This is a genomic window from Pseudomonas moraviensis subsp. stanleyae, assembly GCF_036283065.1.
Classification (GTDB): Bacteria; Pseudomonadota; Gammaproteobacteria; order Pseudomonadales; family Pseudomonadaceae; genus Aquipseudomonas; species Aquipseudomonas stanleyae.
Genome location: NZ_JAADJI010000001.1, coordinates 491,270 through 508,670, shown reverse-complemented (window position 1 = coordinate 508,670; position 17,401 = coordinate 491,270). Strand labels below are relative to the sequence as shown.

The window sequence follows — 17,401 nt, the reverse complement described above, 5'->3', positions numbered from 1 at the left end:
ATTAAATAAACTAACTTTTAGGAATATGCATAGAAGGGGGAATGTCAGCGTTGGTTGCCGATTTTCAGGTGAGAGGTACCGTACCTCCCATCCTGAGCGGCGCTCACTTGGTGCGCGATTCGGCGGCCTTGAATTCGGGCTTCAACGGGACTTTCACATACGGATTCACGCAGCCGATTTTCAATGTGCGCGGCGGCGCCCAGCGCGAGTTGTTACCGACCCGGTCGAGGATGCAATAGGTCACGTCCAATCGCAGATCTTCGCCCGCTTCGACGATGACTGCCGGTGGCACCCACACCTGAATCGGCAGCCCGACATCGGCCGCCGTGACCGGCGCCAGATCCATGCGCACATCGCCCCAGCGCAGGGTGATGGCGTCGTCTTCAGCCATGTTCAGGTAGGGTTCGATGGTCAGCGGCACGCCGCGTTTGATCTGGTTGGGGTTTACGCCCTGACGGCGAATCGCCTCCGGGATGATCACCGGTGCCAGCTGCTGATTTTCGTCGTCGCACTGCCCAGTGGGCTGGCCACCGGGGCAATCAAGTTTGACCTGCACCCGGGTCGCCGAGGACAGGGCGGGGCCTTGGCCGACCTGCATCACGCGGTAGTGAATGCGGGCGGTACCGTTGGCGATGAAACTCTCAGGCACCCGCAGGCTGACGGGCGCGCCGACATCGGCCGCGCTGAGGACTTTGGAAGCGACATAACACTTGTTCCAGAACAGCTCGATCAGGTCGCCATCGTCCATGCCAGGGTAGGGCGGCACATTGACCAGCAGGTGAGCGGCTGTCGCCAGGTTGACGCCGGTTGTCTGTGCGCATGCCAGCGTTGGCGCTGCAAGTTCGGGGGTGTGCGAAGTGCGGGTCATCGGTTTCTCTCCTTGAAGTCTTGCAGCGAAATCCGTTTCTGGAAAACAAAAGGCGCGAATCAACTGGCAATAAAGTGACAAGTATTTTGCTCAGTATTGATTTGGTTTTTTTGAACTAAGTGGCGCCGGTTGCCGACTAGATAAAAGTCTGCAGAGAGGGGTGTCAATAGACGGGGTTAGTTAATCCGTGAATTACAAGTTAATCAGAAATCTCCTACGCCATTGAGGCACTGTGCCTCGGCGGAGTGGCGAAAGCAGCTACAGAAAAACGCCGATTCCGTTGCGTTTTGTGCGGGTTTATGCTCGAGCAAACGTGTAGGAGTGCGATTACTCAAGGATGAATGCATGCGTTGCGCAATGTATCTTGCGTGCGTGGATAATAAATATGTGAAAGGTATAAGTGCGGGAGAGAAAAGCTAACTTCCATCCGTGGAAGTTAAGAGCTATTGCAGAGAAAGTTCTCAGGCGTGATTCAGAAACTTGCTGAGAAACTGTTGGGTGCGTTCTTCTTTCGGATTGGCAAACAGTGCTTTTGCTTCACCCTGTTCGACAATTACGCCCTTATCAAAAAACACCACGCGATTGGCCACGTCACGGGCAAAACCCATTTCGTGGGTGACTATCACCATGGTGCGATTTTCTTCGGCAAGGCCGCGAATGGTCGCCAGCACTTCGCCGACCAGTTCCGGGTCGAGCGCCGAGGTCGGTTCGTCGAACAGAATCACTTCCGGCTCCATCGCCAACGCCCGGGCAATCGCCACGCGCTGTTGCTGACCACCGGAAAGACGACGCGGATAAGCGTCCTCCTTGCCGGCGAGACCAACTTTGGTCAGGAGCTTTTTGCCCAGGGCAACCGCCTGGTCGCGCGGCATCTTCTTGACCACGATCGGGCCTTCGATGACGTTTTCCAATGCGGTGCGATGGGGGAATAGGTTGAAGTTCTGGAACACGAAGCCGACATGCTGGCGCAGGTTGCGCACCAGACTCTGCTGCTGGTTCAGCGGGCGGCTGGTATCGACCTCGATTTCGCCGACCTTGATCCGGCCACTGGTGGGTTCTTCGAGGAAATTCAGGCAACGCAGGAACGTCGTTTTCCCCGAGCCACTGGGGCCGATGATCGCGACGACTTCGCCTTCCTTAACCTCAAGGTCAATGCCGTTGAGCACGACCTGATCCTTGAATTGCTTGGTCAGTTTTTCCACGACAATCATCGCGTCAGGACTCCTGGTCATGCCGATTGACCCGCTCTTCCAGCTTGTTCTGGAAGTGCGAAAGCACCGTAGCCAGAATCCAGTAGATCAGCGCGGCGGCAAGATACATGGTGAAGACTTCGAAAGTCCGGGCGGTAATCAACTGCGCCTGGCGGAACAGTTCCGGCACCTGAATAGTCGCGGCGAGCGCGGTGTCCTTGACCAGCGAAATGAAGCTGTTGCCCAGCGGCGGCAGTGCTGTGCGCATCGCTTGCGGCAGGATGGCCCGGCGCAGGGTCTGCGCGCGGGTCATGCCGATGCTCGCAGCAGCTTCCCACTGACCGCGCTCGATCGAACCGATCGCGGCACGCAGGATTTCACAGGCGTAGGCGGCCATGTTCAGCGAGAAACCGATCAGCGCCGCTGGCAGCGGATCCAGCTCCATGCCGAGTTGCGGCAGGCCGTAGTAGATCACGAACAGCTGCACCAGCAACGGCGTGCCGCGAAAGAACGACACGTAGATGCGAGCCAGCCAACTGACCGATCTGAAGCGCGACAGGCGCATCAGTGCCAGGCCGAAGCCCAGCAGCAGACCGAAGAACATCCCGCCGAGGCTGAGGACTACCGTGTAATACGCGCCTTTCAACAGGAAGGGCGCGGAATCCAGCGCGAGTTGGAAAGCCTCTTCCATTATTTAGTGACGTCTGCGTTGAAGTACTTCTTCGACAGTTTCTCAAGGGTGCCGTCGGCGCGCAGTTCGTCCAGAGCCTTGTTCACCGCAGCCAGCAGTTCCGGCTCGCCTTTGCGCAGGGCGATACCGGATTCCTGACGGGAGAAGGCTTCACCGGCAGCGACGGTTTTCGGCGCTTTCTTGGCGTATTCAAGTGCAGCCAGACGGTCGATCAGGATGGCATCGGTGCGGCCGTTGTTGAGGTCGGCGAACTTGGTCGGATCATCGTCGTAGGTGCGCACGTCAGCACCCGGCACGTTGGCACGAACCCACTGCTCGTAGTTGGTGCCCAGGCCGACACCGACTTTCTTGCCGGACAGGTCAGCGGCGGTCTTGATATTCAGGGCCGACTCTTTGCTTTTGAGCACGAGGGCCTGAATGCCGGAGACAGTGTACGGTTCGGAGAAGTCATACTTCTTCTTGCGCTCGTCGGAGATGGTCACCTGATTGACTACCAGATCCAGACGCTTGGATTCCAGCGCAGCGAGGATGCCGTCCCATTTGGTCGGCTGGATCTTGGCCTTGACCCCGAGTTTCTGCGCCAGGGCTTCGGACAGCTCGACTTCGAAACCGGACAGCTTGCCGTTCTCGTCGACGAAGCTGAATGGAGGATAAGTGCCTTCCAGGCCGACGTTGAGAACGCCTTTGTCCTTGATCTGTTGCAACTGCTCACCGGCCACTGCCTGGCCAATCAGACCGGCGCTGAGCGCAAGACCCAGCGAACCGACCAGCAGAGTGCGACGTAGTGCGGAAAAATTCATGACAAGCCCCTGTGTTTTCTTATGGAAGACGCTTAAGGAATGTAGGCAAATTTGTGATTTGGACGACAGCGCTATCCTGCCTTAATGCAGCTTAAGCGTCTCGCCCGAAATTCGCCTGCGGCGAGACTATAAGATGTCTGTTTTAGACTTGAAAATACTTAATATGGAAACTGTTATTCATTTAAGGAATATGTGTGGCTTCTTCAAAGATCGCAGCCTTCGGCAGCTCCTACGGGTGATCTCACGCGGGAGCCGCTGAAGGCTGCGATCTCTTGATCCGCTCTTACAAAAAATCTTTGTACGCAAATAGCGCCGGCGCGCCACCGGTGTGCAGAAAGATTATCGGGCCTTCATCGAAGCGCTGCCGGCCAATCCCGTCGAGCAGCCCGGCCATGGCCTTGCCGGTGTAGACCGGGTCGAGCAACAGACCTTCCTGACTGGCCAACAGTTTCACCGCCGCCAGTGTGCCGGCATTCGGCTCGCCATAACGCGGGCCGAAATATTCGTCCCACAGCTCGACCTTGAAACTGGCCGGCAACTCGACGCCCAGCAATTCTGCCGTGCGTTCGGCCAGACCCTGCACCTTCGGCCGCTGATCTTCTTCACTGCGCGAAACCGTTACGCCGATCACCGGCAGTTGCGGCAGCGCCTCACTCAGCGCCAGCCCCAGACCGCTGTGAGTTCCGGCGCTGCCGGAGGCCAGCACGACTGCGGCGAAGTCGACGCCGCTGTCCTTGATCTGCTCAGCCAGTTCCAGCCCGGCACGTACATAACCCAAGGCACCGAGCGCATTGGAGCCGCCAATCGGCACCAGGTACGGCTTTTTGCCGTTGCTGCGCAGGCGCACGGCCAGGGCGGCCAGTTGTTCGTCGGCATTGTCGAGGTTGTCGACCAGCTCGACCTTGGTGTCGAACAGATCGAGCAGCAAGCGGTTGCCGTTGCCGGTGTAATTGCTGTCGTCAGTGCCCAGCGGGTTTTCCAGCAGCGCCACACAACCGAGTCCAAGTCTGGCAGCGAGGGCAGCGGTCTGGCGCACGTGGTTCGATTGCAGCGCGCCTGCGGTGATCAGCGTGTCGGCGCCTTGTGCCAGCGCATCGGCGGCCAGGTATTCGAGTTTGCGCAGTTTGTTGCCGCCCATCGCCAGCGGCGTCAGGTCATCGCGCTTGACGTACACCTCGCGGCCGAGCCAGGCGGACAAGCGTTCAAGTTTTTCCAGCGGCGTGGGATGGCTCAGCAGGTCGAGACGGGGAAAGCGTTGCAGCTGTTGTTTGATCATGAGTCCGTACTGGCGCAGAAGAATGAAAGGACTATAGGCACGCGCTTTTGCCCGGGCAACCGCCAATCGCTTATAGCCAAATGGACTGAGACCAGCACTATCGGTTCTTAATTCGTCGGCAAAGCCATGCCGTAAAGTAGGCGCCGATGACGCGGCCAGACAGTCCGGCCGCCCGTGAGGAGTCTTCACCGTGAGCGAGCGTTCCAGCCATTGGCAATTGCACACCATCGTCAGCCAGCTGCGCAGCGCGCGGGATCAGTGGCGCGCACAGAATGGTCGGGCTTCAGGAGAGCAGGGCGGCCGCGAATTGCCATCGCGAGCGGCGATGGCGGAGATCCTTGAGGCGCTATGTGGCGCGCTGTTCCCGATGCGCTTGGGGCCCGTGGATCTGCGTGAGGAAAGTGAGGATTTCTACGTCGGTCACACCCTGGATGTGGCACTGAATGCCTTGCTGGCGCAGACGCGGCTGGAACTGCGCTACGTCGCCCGTCACAGCGCGCAGGATGACAGTGAAGTCGAGGCTCGGGCGATTCAGATCGTGCAGGATTTCGCTCTCGCGTTGCCGGGGCTGCGCACGCTGCTCGACACCGACGTGCTGGCGGCTTACCACGGCGACCCGGCGGCACGCAGCGTTGATGAGGTGTTGTTGTGCTATCCGGGCATTCTAGCGGTCATTCACCATCGTCTCGCGCACCATCTGTATCGTGCCGGGCTGCCGCTGCTGGCGAGAATCAGTGCGGAAATTGCCCATTCGGCGACGGGCATCGATATCCACCCGGGCGCGCAGATCGGCCGCAGCTTCTTTATCGATCACGGCACCGGTGTGGTGATTGGCGAAACCGCGATTATTGGTGAGCGAGTGCGCATTTATCAGGCGGTGACCCTGGGGGCCAAGCGCTTCCCGGCGGATGAGGACGGCCAGTTGCAGAAGGGCCACCCGCGTCACCCAATCGTTGAGGATGACGTAGTGATTTACGCCGGGGCGACGATTCTCGGGCGGATCACTATCGGCAAGGGATCGACCATCGGCGGCAACGTGTGGCTGACGCGCAGCGTACCGGCGGGGGCGAATCTGACCCAGGCGAATCTGCAGCATGATGATGGGACGCAGAAGTGAGTCTGGTCGAGACTTCAAGATTGCCGACCTGAGCTGACGAGTGAAACGAGGCTGCGATCTTTTGATCTGGCACTTAAATCAAGATCAAAAGATCGCAGCCTTCGGCAGCTCCTACAGGGGTTAGCCATGAGATCTTGCCGTTGAACGAATCTCACAAAACCCGCGTCATACAGCTCCTCGGGCGCTGTAGGAAACCTACCGCCCAGCCCGGCGATTAGTCCTTACCACCCTATCCATGTTTAACTTGAACGTTCATTCAAGTTAAACCGGTGGTTCGCTGCCCGCTCACAACAGGAGGCTTGCCTTTGCTGAGTCCGATCATTTCAGCCACGTTTCAACCCCTTGAGGTGCACGTTTCATGAGTGCATCGTCTACCCCCGCCAGCGGTCTGGTACGCATGAATCCGCCGGTGTTCTACTTCGCCGCGACGGTCATCCTGCTGTTTGGTCTTGTCGTCATCGCCATCCCTGAACGGGCCGGCGCCTGGTTGCTGGAAGCGCAAAACTGGGCGGCCAATACGGTCGGCTGGTACTACATGCTCGCGATGACTCTGTATCTGGTCTTCGTGGTGGTCACCGCGTTATCCGGCTACGGCAAGATAAAACTCGGTGCCGACCACGACGAGCCCGAATTCAGTTACCTGTCCTGGGCCGGCATGCTGTTCGCCGCCGGGATCAGCATCACGCTGTTCTTCTTCTGCGTCTCCGAACCGCTGACGCACATGCTCCAGCCGCCGCAGGGCGAGGCCGGTACCGCCGATGCTGCGCGCCAGGCGATGCAGATTCTGTTCCTGCACTGGGGCCTGCATGGCTGGGGCGTGTTTGCCTTTGTCGGCATGGCGCTGGCCTACTTCGCCTATCGGCACAACTTGCCGCTGGCGCTGCGTTCGGCGCTTTATCCGCTGATCGGCAAACGCATCAACGGCCCGATCGGCTACGCAGTGGACGGCTTCGGCATTATCGCCACGGTGTTCGGCCTCGGTGCGGACATGGGCTTCGGCGTGCTGCATCTCAATTCCGGTCTGGACTATCTGTTCGGCATCGCGCACACCCAGTGGATTCAGGTCGGCCTGATCACGCTGATGATGGGCGCGGCGATCATCGTTGCGGTCTCCGGCGTCGATAAAGGCGTGCGGGTGATGTCCGACATCAACATGCTGCTCGCCTGCGGGCTGCTGCTGTTCGTGTTGTTTGCCGGGCCGACACAGCACCTGCTCAACACCCTGATCCAGAACGTCGGCGACTATCTCGGCGCGTTGCCGATGAAGAGTTTCGACCTCTACGCCTACGATAAACCGAGCGACTGGCTGGGCGGCTGGACAGTGTTCTACTGGGCCTGGTGGATCGCATGGTCGCCGTTCGTGGGCCTGTTCATCGCGCGGATTTCCCGTGGTCGTACCATCCGTGAATTCGTCTTCGGCGTGCTGTTGATCCCGCTCGGGTTCACCCTCGCTTGGATGTCGATTTTCGGCAATAGCGCTCTCGACCAGGTGCTCAATCACGGCATGAGCGCGCTGGGCATGTCGGCCATCGACAACCCGTCGATGAGCATTTATCTGTTGCTGGAAACCTATCCGTGGAGCAAAACCGTCATCGCCGTGACGGTGTTCATCAGCTTCGTGTTCTTCGTCACCTCGGCAGACTCCGGCACCGTGGTGCTCTCGACGCTGTCGGCCAAGGGCGGCAATCCGGACGAAGACGGGCCGAAGTGGCTGCGGGTGTTCTGGGGCGCGATGACCGCGCTGATCACCAGTGCGCTGCTGTTCTCCGGCAGCATCGATGCGCTGAAGTCGGCAGTGGTGCTGACCTCGTTGCCGTTCTCGTTGATTCTGCTGCTGATGATGTGGGGGCTGCACAAGGCGTTCTATCTGGAATCGCAGAAGCAGATCGCGCAGCTGCATTCGCTGGCGCCGGTGTCCGGCTCACGGCGCGGCACCGGCGGCTGGCGCCAGCGTCTGAGTCAGGCCGTGCACTTCCCGTCCCGCGATGAGGTGTACCGCTTCATGGAAAGCACGGTGCGCCCGGCAATCGAGGAAGTGACCGCCGTGTTCGTCGAAAAAGGCCTGCACGTGGTCACCCAGCCGGATCCGGCGCATGACAACGTCAGCCTGGAAATCGGCCATGGCGAGCAGCATCCGTTCATCTATCAGGTGCAGATGCGCGGCTACTTCACGCCATCGTTCGCGCGCGGCGGCATGGGTTCCAAGCAACTCAACAATCGTCGCTACTACCGCGCCGAAGTGCATTTGAGCGAGGGCAGTCAGGACTACGATCTGGTCGGCTACACCAAAGAGCAGATCATCAACGACATCCTTGATCAGTACGAACGGCACATGCAGTTCCTGCATCTGGTGCGTTGAATGGCCCCTGAGCGCCGGGACGTTTCACGCCTCGGCGCTCAGCACCATGAACAACACCATCGCCGCCACCGGCACGCCGAATACCGCACTGCCAATGGCTATTTCCGCTCCTGCGGAATGGCCGGCATGCACTACCCCCACCGCACCATTGATCACCGTCAAAGCCAGCCACAGGGCGGCGAAGCCGTAGGCCATGGTCTGGCGACTGAAGCCGATGCGCTCGCCGATGTAGAGCATCAGCGCGAGCAGGACCAGGCCGAAGAAGATGGTGATGGCGGTGTGCATGGGGCGTTCTGCCCGATGAAGGTGCAGTGCCGGGAGGAGCCCCTTCGCGAGCAGGCTCGCTCCCACATTGGATCTCGGCTGGACATAAATTTCATGTACACAGGAAATCCATGTGGGAGCGAGCCTGCTCGCGAAGGGGCCACCTCAGTGTCCTTTAGAGCATAGCCAATCCAGCCCCCGCCATATTCATCAGGTGCTTTCGCGCTCGATCACTTGGCATCGCAGCAGGTTCAGCCGTTGCACTGCGTCGTTTGGCAAGACGCCAAGGCTTTCCAGCACCCGTGTTGCCGCCAGTACGCCAATCTCCAGCGCCGGCGGTTTGATCGTACTCAGGCTCGGCAGCAGCATCTCGGCAAACGGGTAATCACCGAAGCCGAGCACGGCGCAGTCTGCGGGGATGCGGATGCCCGCGCGTTGCCCGGCGAGGAGGCCGCCGGCGGCGAGGTTGTCGTTGGCGAAGATGATCGCGTCGGGGCGCGGTGAGGCGGTCATCAGGGCCTCCATCGCTTGCTTGCCGGCCTCGAACGGTGCGCGGTCGGCGTCCGGGGCGAAGACCCATGGCTCACGTCCTGCGTCACGCATAGTGGCGGCGTAACCATCGCGGCGTTCCAGTGCGCTGAAGTCCCCCGGCGCGCTGTTCTGTACGAAGGCAATGCGTTGATAGCCTTTCTCTAACAGATGCCTTGCCGCTGTCACGCCCACTTCGAAGTGCGAAAAGCCGATCTGTATCGGTCCGCGTTCCGGCTGGTAATCCCAGGTTTCGATCACTGGGATATCCGCCTCGGCGAGCATCTTCTCGGTGCCTGCGCTGTGGAAGTGGCTGGTCAGCACCAATGCCGCCGGCGACCAGCCGAGAAACGCGCGCACGGCATTCTCTTCCTGCTCGATATCGAAATAACTGGACGCCAGCAACAGCTGATAACCGTGACGACTGAGGGTGTCGCTGAAGCCCTGGATGGTGTTGGCGAAGATCGGCCCGGAAATGTTCGGAATGATCATGCCAACGATTTTCCCGCGCGCCGAGGCCAGGCCTCCTGCCACCAGATTCGGCACGTAGCCCAACTCTGCGACCACTGCCGCAATGCGCTCGCGACGCTCAGGCGAAACCTGTTCGGGCTGATTGAAATACCGCGAGACGGTAATCGCCGACACCCCGGCCGCCCGCGCCACGGCATTCAACGTTACACGGCCGGCGCCCCTGCGTTTACGCGGCTTTTCGTCGTTCAAGGCTCGATCCTTTCTAAAACCGAATCGTATATAAAAGTAATTTTTCAGTATTGGACGCTCTATGGCTCGATGGCCAATATTGGCGATGTTAGCGCTAACAAGGCGCGTTGTCTGCTACTCGCTCGAGCGAATGCCCAAGACAGATTCAGGCGTTGTCGTCGCAGAACGGCAGCGGTTCAGGGCCATTTTTCGAGCGGATACCTATGCGCAATTTTCCTGGGGCACCACACACACTGACGCAGTCGATTCGTGCGGCGGGCTGGATTTTCACCGGGCTGGCGGCGCTGCCGCTGCCCACCGCGTTTGCCGCTGACAGCAGCGATCAGGAACCGACGCTGAAATCCGTCACGGTGACCGCGACTCGCCGCGAAGAGTCCCTGCAAAAAGTGCCGGTGGCGGTTTCGGTGCTCGACGGCGAACAGCTCGAACGCGACAACCGCAATAGCGTGGCGAGCATCGTTCAGCAAGTGCCGTCGTTGAATTTCCGCACCGGCGCCTCGAACAAGGACACCTCGTTATTCGTGCGCGGTGTCGGCACGATTTCCACCTCGCCCGGCGTTGAGCCGACCGTGGCGACGGTGATCGATGGTGTGGTGTATGCGCGGCCCGGCCAGGCCACGCTGGATCTGCTTGATCTCGAGCGCGTCGAAGTGCTGCGCGGTCCGCAAGGCACGCTGTTCGGCAAGAACGCCTCGGCCGGTGTACTCAACATCACCAGCAAAGCACCGACCGCCGAGACCCACGGCTACATCGATCAGGCGTACTACAGCGGCAACGAAAGCCGTACCCGATTCGGCCTCGGCGGCAGTCTGGTTCCGGACACATTGAAGGGCTCGATCAGCACATTGTTCGGCACCTACGACGGTAACGTCGACAACCAACACAACGGCCATGAGGTCAACGGCTACAACCATCGCGGCGTGCGCGGCAAACTCCAATTCACCCCGAACGACGACATCACCTTCACCCTGATCGCTGACTACATGCAGTCACACGACGACGCGCCCAATGGCGTCGTCAGCCAAGCGCTGACGCCGGCCTTCGCCAACGCGCTGAGCCCGGTGAATGCGACCAGCCACAACCGCGATATCAACACCGACACCCGCTCTCACATCGAGGACATCAACAAAGGCCTGTCCGGCCAGCTCGACTGGCAACTGGGCGATTACACCCTGACGTCGATCACCGCATGGCGCGGCTGGGACAACACCCAGTATCAGGATGGCGATCGCCTCGGCACCGTCACCGCCGCGTTCCCCGGCACCGCAGACAAGGGTGATCTGACTTTCGACCAGTATTCGCAAGAGCTGCGTCTGGCCTCACCAAAAGGCGAGTTTCTCGAGTACGTCGGCGGCCTGTTCTACATGCACGGCAAGGACGACGAGACCTATCAGCGCACCCTGACCACCACTACTAGCACCGACCGTGGCGTAGCCGACTACAGCACCACAAGCGACAGCTACGCGGTGTTTGGCGAGAGCACGCTGAACTTCACTTCGGACTTTCGCGGCATCGCCGGCCTGCGCTATACCCACGATGATCTCGAATACGATCACCGGCGCGTTTCAACCTCGGCCACCACGGTCAGCGGCATTCAACCGGCAACCAGCAGCTCAGGCTCGGTGGACGAAGACGGCTGGTCCGGTCGCCTCGGCTTGCAGTACGACCTGAGCGATACCGTCACCACTTACCTGACCTATTCGCGCGGTTACAAAGGCCCGGCCTACAACGTGTTCTTCAACATGCAACCGCGCGATACCGAAGCCCTGAAACCGGAGACTTCCAACACCTGGGAGGCGGGGATCAAAGCCACTTCGTGGAACAATCGCCTGACCACCAACCTGGCGATCTTCCACAGCGAGTACGACAACTATCAGGCGAACTTTTTCGACACCGTCGCCGGGCAAGTGGTGACGCGGTTGATCAACGCCGGCAGCGTCACCAGCGAAGGCGTCGAACTCGATTACGCCCTGCAAGCCACCCAGCAGCTGAAATTTTCCGGCGCACTGGCCTACACCCGCGCACGCATCGACGAATTCGCCTGCCCGGCCGGCGCGGCGGCGTCTTGCAACGTCAACGGCAAACCATTGCCGTTCAGCCCGGACTGGAAAAGCTACGTGCGCGCCGACTACACCATCCCGCTGGACAATGGCCTCGATATTGAATTGGGCACCGACTACAGCTGGCAGAGCGAAGTGCAGTACGACATCAGCCAGAACCCCGATACCAAACAGGGCGCCTATGGGCTGTGGAACGCCAGCGTCGCCCTGGCCGATTACAGCAACGGCTGGCGCGTCGCCCTGCTCGGCAAGAACCTCGCCGACAAATCCTATTCGCCGTTGCTGGCCAGTGGCGGCAGCTACATCTATCGCGCCGTGCCGCGCGATGACGAACGCTACTTCGGCGTGCAACTGCGCAAGGATTTCTGAGATGAGCAGACAGATGAAACTCGGTGCGTTTCTCATGGCCACCGGGCATCACGTAGCGGCCTGGCGGCACCCGGATGTGCCGGCGGATGCGGGGCTGGATTTCGCCCATTACAAACGCCTGGCGCAGATCGCCGAAGCGGCAAAGTTCGACGCGCTGTTTGTCGCCGACAGCGTTGCTGCGCCGACCCAGGACATCGCTAGCCGCATGGCGCGCTCCGATCACTTCGAGCCGCTGACGTTGCTCTCGGCCCTGAGCGCGGTGACCGAGCACATCGGCCTGATCGCCACGGCCACCACCAGTTACAACGAGCCGTACCACGTGGCGCGCAAGTTCGCCTCGCTCGATCATTTGTCGGGCGGACGTGCCGGATGGAATCTGGTGACTTCGGACAACGCCGCCGAGGCGCTGAATTTCGGCCGCGACGCTCACATCGGCCATGCCGAACGCTACAGCCGCGCCCGCGAATTTCATCAAGTGGTCACCGGGCTCTGGGACAGTTGGGAGGACGATGCCTTCCACCGCGACAAGGCCAGCGGCGCCTATTACGACCCGCAGAAGCTGCATGTGCTCGATCATGAGGGTGAACATTTCCGGGTCAAAGGCCCGCTGAACGTGGCGCGCTCGCCACAGGGGCAGCCGGTAATTGTCCAGGCCGGATCTTCCGAAGCCGGGCGTGAGCTGGCCGCGCAAACCGCTGAAGTGGTGTTCACCGCACAGACTTCGCTGGCCGCCGCTCAGGCGTTTTACGCCGATATCAAGGGACGCTTGCCCAGGTTCGGACGCAGTGCCGATTCGCTGAAAATCATGCCTGGGGTTTTTGTGGTGGTCGGTGCCAGTGAGGCCGAAGCGCAGGAAAAGTGTGAAACGTTTCAGCAATTGGTCGAACCCGAGGTGGGCGTCGAGCTGCTTGGGCGTATGCTGGGCAACTTCGATTTATCGAAGTACCCGCTGGACGGGCCATTGCCAGAGTTGCCGCTGACTGACAGCGGTCAGCAGAGTCGACAGAAGCTGCTGACCGAGCTGGCGGGTCGGGAGAACCTGACCCTTGCCGAACTCGGTCGCAGGATTGCTGGCGGGCGGGGGCATTACAGCCTGGTCGGTACGCCGTTGCAGATTGCCGATCGCCTGCAGGAGTGGTTCGAGCAAGGCGCGGCGGACGGCTTCAACGTGCTGGTACCGCACCTGCCGGGCGGGCTCGAGGATTTCGTCAACGGCGTGGTGCCGGAACTGCAACGGCGTGGCTTGTTCAGAACTGAATATGAAGGCCGCACGTTGCGGCAGAACCTGGGCCTGACTCGACCCGGCAATAGATTTGCGTAACAGCCTTCGCGAGCAGGCTCGCTCCCACACGAGCAATCGACACCCATTTCAAGACAGACAAGAGAGGATTCGATGACCTACACCGCTGCCGAAAACCGCTACGACTCCATTCCCTACCGCCGCGTCGGCCGCAGCGGTCTGGTGCTGCCGGCCTTGTCGCTGGGCCTGTGGCACAACTTTGGTGACAGCACACCGATCGACACCCAGCGCGCCTTGCTGCGCACCGCGTTCGATCTGGGCATCAACCATTTCGATCTGGCCAACAACTACGGCCCGCCGTACGGCAGCGCCGAGATCAATTTCGGGCGCCTGCTGCGCGAAGACTTCAAGCATTACCGTGACGAACTGATCATTTCCAGCAAGGCTGGCTGGGACATGTGGCCTGGCCCGTACGGCCAAGGCGGCGGATCGCGCAAATATGTGCTGGCGAGCCTCGACCAGAGCCTGCAACGCCTCGGTCTGGACTATGTGGATATCTTCTATTCGCATCGCTTCGACCCGGACACCCCGCTGGAAGAAACCGCCAGCGCCCTCGCCACTGCCGTGCAGCAAGGCAAGGCGTTGTACATCGGTATCTCGTCTTACTCAGGCGTGAAAACCCGCGAAATGGCTGAGCTGCTGAAAGAGTGGAAGGTGCCGCTGTTGATTCATCAACCGGCGTACAACCTGCTCAATCGCTGGGTGGAAAAAGATCTGCTCGACACCACCGATGAACTCGGCACGGGCGTCATCGCCTTCACGCCGCTGGCGCAGGGCTTGCTCACCGACAAATACCTCAACGGCGTGCCGGCCGATGCGCGAGTCAATCGCCCGGGTGGCGGTTCGTTGCAGGCTTCGCATTTGTCCGAGGCCAACATCGCTCACGTGCGGGCGTTGAACGAGATCGCCCAGCGTCGCGGCCAGAGCCTGGCGCAACTGGCACTGGCGTGGACGCTGCGTGATCCACGGGTGACTTCAGCGCTGATCGGCGCGAGCCGGCCGGAGCAGATTATCGAGAACGTTGGGGCGTTGAAAAATCTGAATTTCAGCGCTGAAGAGCTGGCGGAAATTGACCGGTTTGCTCAGGAAGGCGGGATCAATCTGTGGGAGAAGCCTTCGACGGCGGAATAAGTTTCAAGCTCAAAAAGCTTTCGCGAGCAGGCTCGCTCCCACAGGGAAATGCGTTCCAATGTGGGAGCGAGCCTGCTCGCGAAGGAGCCGGTTCAGGTAATGAAGATGTCGGTAATTACCGAAAAAACGGCACATCCCCCAACACCGTCGCCCGCTGCATCACTCGCCGCGCCGGGCGGTAATCATCCACCGCGTAATGCTGGGTCACGCGGTTATCCCAGAAGGCGATGTCGTCTTTTTGCCAGCGCCAGCGAATGGTGAACTCCGGCCGTGTGGCATGGGCAAACAGAAACTTCAGGATCGCCTCGCTCTCGGTTTCCGAGAGCTCGTTGATCTTCGAGGTAAACCCCTCACTGACGAACAGCGAGCGCCGTCCGCTCACCGGGTGCGTGCGAATCACCGGGTGCGACAGCGGTGGATTCTTGCGCCGCGCCTCTTCCCACTGCGCCAGCGCCTCGGGCGTGTTGCCGTAGCGCTCCAGTGGAAACGAACGGGTGAAATCGTGAGTCGCCGTCAGCCCTTCGAGCAGGGTTTTCATCGGTGCCGACAACGCTTCATACGCGGCGATACCGCTCGCCCACAAAGTGTCGCCACCAAACTCCGGCAGCAACTTGGCGCTGAGCACTGCGCCCATCGCCGGCGTCGGCAGGAAGGTCACGTCGGTGTGCCAGATCGCGTTATCGCGCACGTCGGTGACGGCGGTGTCGAGGATCAGAACTTCCGGTTGCTCCGGCACGTTCGGGTAGATCGGGTGAATGTGCAGGTCGCCGAAATAATGCGCGAAACGTGCCTGCTGCGCCGGCTCGATCGGCTGGTTACGGAAGAACAGCACCTGATACTTGAGCAGCGCCTGTTCGATGGCGTCGCGGTGTTCCAGGCTCAGCGGCTGGCTGATGTCGACGCCGCTGATCTGCGCGCCGAGGGCCGAGCTTAACGGGGTGATGTGGAGGCTGCTCATGGTGGTTCTCTAGAATTCGAGATTTAGCTTTTGTGGGAGCGAGCCTGCTCGCGAAAGCGGAGTGTCAGGCAGCAAAGATGTCGACAGAAAGTCAGCATTCGCGAGCAGGCTCGCTCCCACAGGGTTCTTTACATAGCAATTATTCAGTGCGCCTGGCCGTGCCACGGCACCAGTTTGCGCTGCAACGCGCGCAGGCCCATCTCCATGGCGAAGGCGATCAGGGCGATGACCAGAATCCCCAGCACCACCACATCGGTGACCAGAAATTGCGCGGCCGACTGCACCATGAAGCCGAGGCCGCTGGTGGCCGCGATCAGCTCAGCGGCGACCAAAGTTGACCAGCCGACGCCCAGACCAATGCGCACGCCAGTGAGAATGTCCGGCAGGGCGCTGGGCAGAATTACATGGCGAATCAGCTGCACGCGCGTCGCGCCCAACGACTGCGCCGCGCGCAGTTTTGCCGGATCAACCGTGCGCACACCCGTCGCGGTGGCAATCGCAATCGGCGCAAAAATCGCCAGATAGATCAGCAGCACTTTCGACAACTCGCCGATGCCGCACCAGATCACGATCAGCGGCAGATAGGCCAACGGCGGGATAGGACGGTAGAACTCGATCAGTGGATCGAGCACACCGCGGGCGATGCGGTTGGCGCCGATGGCAATGCCCACCGGCACGGCAGTCAGGATGGCAAAAGCGAGCCCCAGGCCAATGCGGCTGAGGCTGGCGCCGAGGTGCTGCCACAACGTTGAATCCATGTATCCGGAAGTCGCCAGCAGCCAGCCCTTTTGCAACACGGCAGAAGGTGACGGCAGGAACAGCGGTTCGATCACGCCGCTAGCGGTCACCGCCCACCAGATCGCCAACAGGCCGAACAGGGTCAGCAGGCTGATCCAGCGCGTGCTGAGGCTACGGCGTACCGGGATGCTCACCGAAGGGGTTTTTACCGCCGCAGCGGAAACGTCGTAACTGCTCATGCGCGCTCCTGCCGGGGTACGGCGCTGCGTTGCGAGAAGACTTTGCTCAACACGTGTTCGCGGGTTTCGATAAAACGCGGATCGGATTTGATCGCGCGGGCCGACTCGCCGGCGGCGTAACGCTGACCGAAATCCAGCTGCAGGCGCTCGACGATTTGTCCCGGATTCGGCGCCAGCAGAATCAGGTCCGTGGCGAGGAACACCGCTTCTTCAATGTCGTGGGTAATCAGGAAAACCGGTTTGGCGGTGCGCTGCCAGACTTGCAGCAACAGCTCCTGCATCTGCTCGCGAGTGAACGCGTCGAGGGCGCCGAAAGGCTCGTCCATCAGCAGCACGCGCGGGTCGGCGGCGAGGGCGCGGGCGAGGCCGACGCGTTGTTTCTGGCCCCCGGACAATTGCCAGATGCGCCGGTCTTCGAAGCCGGCGAGATCGACCAGCGCAAGCATTTCCCGGGCGATTTTTTCCCGCTTGTCCTTGCCGACACCGGCCAGTTCGAGGCCGAAGGCGACGTTGGCGAGCACGTCCTGCCAGGGCAGCAAGGCGTCGTCCTGGAACACTACGCCGCGCTCGGCGCTCGGGCCTTTGACCGGCACGCCGTCGAGGGTGATGCGCCCGGCACTCGGTTCGACGAAACCGGCAATCAGGTTCAACAGCGAAGTCTTGCCACTGCCGGACGGGCCGAGGGCGACCAGCAACTGCTGCGGCCCCAGGGTCAGAGAAATATCCGCCAGCACCGGCTCCGGGCTGCCCGGGTACTGTGCGCTGATGCGCTCCAGCTGTAGCAAGGCCATCG

Annotated in this window: 15 protein-coding genes; 5 read left to right on the top strand and 10 right to left on the bottom strand. The window is 60.7% G+C overall.

What is annotated here, in order from left to right; translation table 11 throughout:
• Positions 1–103: 103 nt before the first annotated feature.
• The 5 genes from GXB78_RS02135 to GXB78_RS02115 all read right to left on the bottom strand — a co-directional run bounded on the left by GXB78_RS02135 (position 104) and on the right by GXB78_RS02115 (position 4,825).
• On the bottom strand, positions 104–868 hold the full coding sequence (locus tag GXB78_RS02135; protein ID WP_116658280.1) for a hypothetical protein: 765 nt from the start codon (positions 866–868) through the stop codon (positions 104–106).
• A 461-nt stretch (positions 869–1,329) separates the two neighbouring features.
• Positions 1,330–2,079, bottom strand: a complete 750-nt coding sequence (gene tcyN, locus GXB78_RS02130; RefSeq protein ID WP_329514028.1) for an L-cystine ABC transporter ATP-binding protein TcyN — start codon at positions 2,077–2,079, stop codon at positions 1,330–1,332.
• 4 nt (positions 2,080–2,083) lie between these two features.
• Positions 2,084–2,749 carry a cystine ABC transporter permease gene (tcyL, locus tag GXB78_RS02125; RefSeq protein WP_329513954.1) on the bottom strand — a complete coding sequence of 222 codons (666 nt, stop codon included), beginning with the start codon at positions 2,747–2,749 and terminating at the stop codon, positions 2,084–2,086.
• Positions 2,749–3,549 (bottom strand): cystine ABC transporter substrate-binding protein, encoded by an 801-nt coding sequence (gene tcyJ / locus GXB78_RS02120; protein WP_122508407.1) that lies wholly within the window; start codon positions 3,547–3,549, stop codon positions 2,749–2,751. Before tcyJ ends, tcyL begins: the two co-directional genes overlap by 1 nt.
• A 283-nt stretch (positions 3,550–3,832) precedes the next feature.
• Positions 3,833–4,825, bottom strand: coding sequence for a D-cysteine desulfhydrase (locus GXB78_RS02115; RefSeq protein WP_329513953.1), 993 nt, complete (start codon positions 4,823–4,825; stop codon positions 3,833–3,835).
• A gap of 190 nt (positions 4,826–5,015) precedes the next feature.
• On the opposite strand from GXB78_RS02115, the gene epsC reads away from it, so the two are divergent.
• Both epsC and betT read left to right on the top strand, forming a co-directional pair.
• Complete coding sequence (gene epsC / locus GXB78_RS02110) at positions 5,016–5,942, top strand: serine O-acetyltransferase EpsC (RefSeq protein ID WP_329513952.1); 927 nt, start codon at positions 5,016–5,018, stop codon at positions 5,940–5,942.
• 397 nt (positions 5,943–6,339) lie between these two features.
• Positions 6,340–8,301 (top strand): choline transporter BetT, encoded by a 1,962-nt coding sequence (betT, locus tag GXB78_RS02105; protein WP_329514027.1) that lies wholly within the window; start codon positions 6,340–6,342, stop codon positions 8,299–8,301.
• A 24-nt stretch (positions 8,302–8,325) separates the two neighbouring features.
• On the opposite strand, the gene GXB78_RS02100 is transcribed toward betT, so the two are convergent.
• The gene (locus GXB78_RS02100) at positions 8,326–8,586 is read right to left on the bottom strand and encodes a hypothetical protein (RefSeq protein WP_329513951.1); all 261 of its coding nucleotides are present in this window, start codon (positions 8,584–8,586) and stop codon (positions 8,326–8,328) included.
• Positions 8,587–8,775: 189 nt separating this feature from the next.
• A complete protein-coding gene (locus tag GXB78_RS02095; protein ID WP_329513950.1) occupies positions 8,776–9,813 on the bottom strand; it encodes a LacI family DNA-binding transcriptional regulator in 1,038 nt (345 codons plus the stop codon).
• A 203-nt stretch (positions 9,814–10,016) separates the two neighbouring features.
• On the opposite strand from GXB78_RS02095, the gene GXB78_RS02090 reads away from it, so the two are divergent.
• From GXB78_RS02090 to mgrA, 3 genes are all read left to right on the top strand, one after another.
• Positions 10,017–12,242: a TonB-dependent receptor gene (locus GXB78_RS02090; RefSeq protein WP_329513949.1), complete on the top strand. Its 2,226-nt coding sequence runs from the start codon at positions 10,017–10,019 to the stop codon at positions 12,240–12,242.
• Between the two features lies 1 nt (position 12,243).
• Positions 12,244–13,563, top strand: a complete 1,320-nt coding sequence (locus GXB78_RS02085; protein ID WP_329513948.1) for an LLM class flavin-dependent oxidoreductase — start codon at positions 12,244–12,246, stop codon at positions 13,561–13,563.
• 72 nt (positions 13,564–13,635) lie between these two features.
• Positions 13,636–14,673 carry an L-glyceraldehyde 3-phosphate reductase gene (mgrA, locus tag GXB78_RS02080; protein ID WP_329513947.1) on the top strand — a complete coding sequence of 346 codons (1,038 nt, stop codon included), beginning with the start codon at positions 13,636–13,638 and terminating at the stop codon, positions 14,671–14,673.
• A 115-nt stretch (positions 14,674–14,788) separates the two neighbouring features.
• Here the strand turns inward: mgrA and tauD are convergent, their stop codons facing one another.
• From tauD to tauB, 3 genes are all read right to left on the bottom strand, one after another.
• Complete coding sequence (gene tauD, locus GXB78_RS02075; protein ID WP_329513946.1) at positions 14,789–15,631, bottom strand: taurine dioxygenase; 843 nt, start codon at positions 15,629–15,631, stop codon at positions 14,789–14,791.
• 143 nt (positions 15,632–15,774) lie between these two features.
• On the bottom strand, positions 15,775–16,608 hold the full coding sequence (gene tauC, locus GXB78_RS02070; protein ID WP_329513945.1) for a taurine ABC transporter permease TauC: 834 nt from the start codon (positions 16,606–16,608) through the stop codon (positions 15,775–15,777).
• Positions 16,605–17,399, bottom strand: a complete 795-nt coding sequence (gene tauB / locus GXB78_RS02065) for a taurine ABC transporter ATP-binding subunit (RefSeq protein ID WP_041477476.1) — start codon at positions 17,397–17,399, stop codon at positions 16,605–16,607. The genes tauC and tauB overlap by 4 nt, the downstream gene beginning before the upstream one ends.
• Positions 17,400–17,401 lie beyond the last annotated feature (2 nt).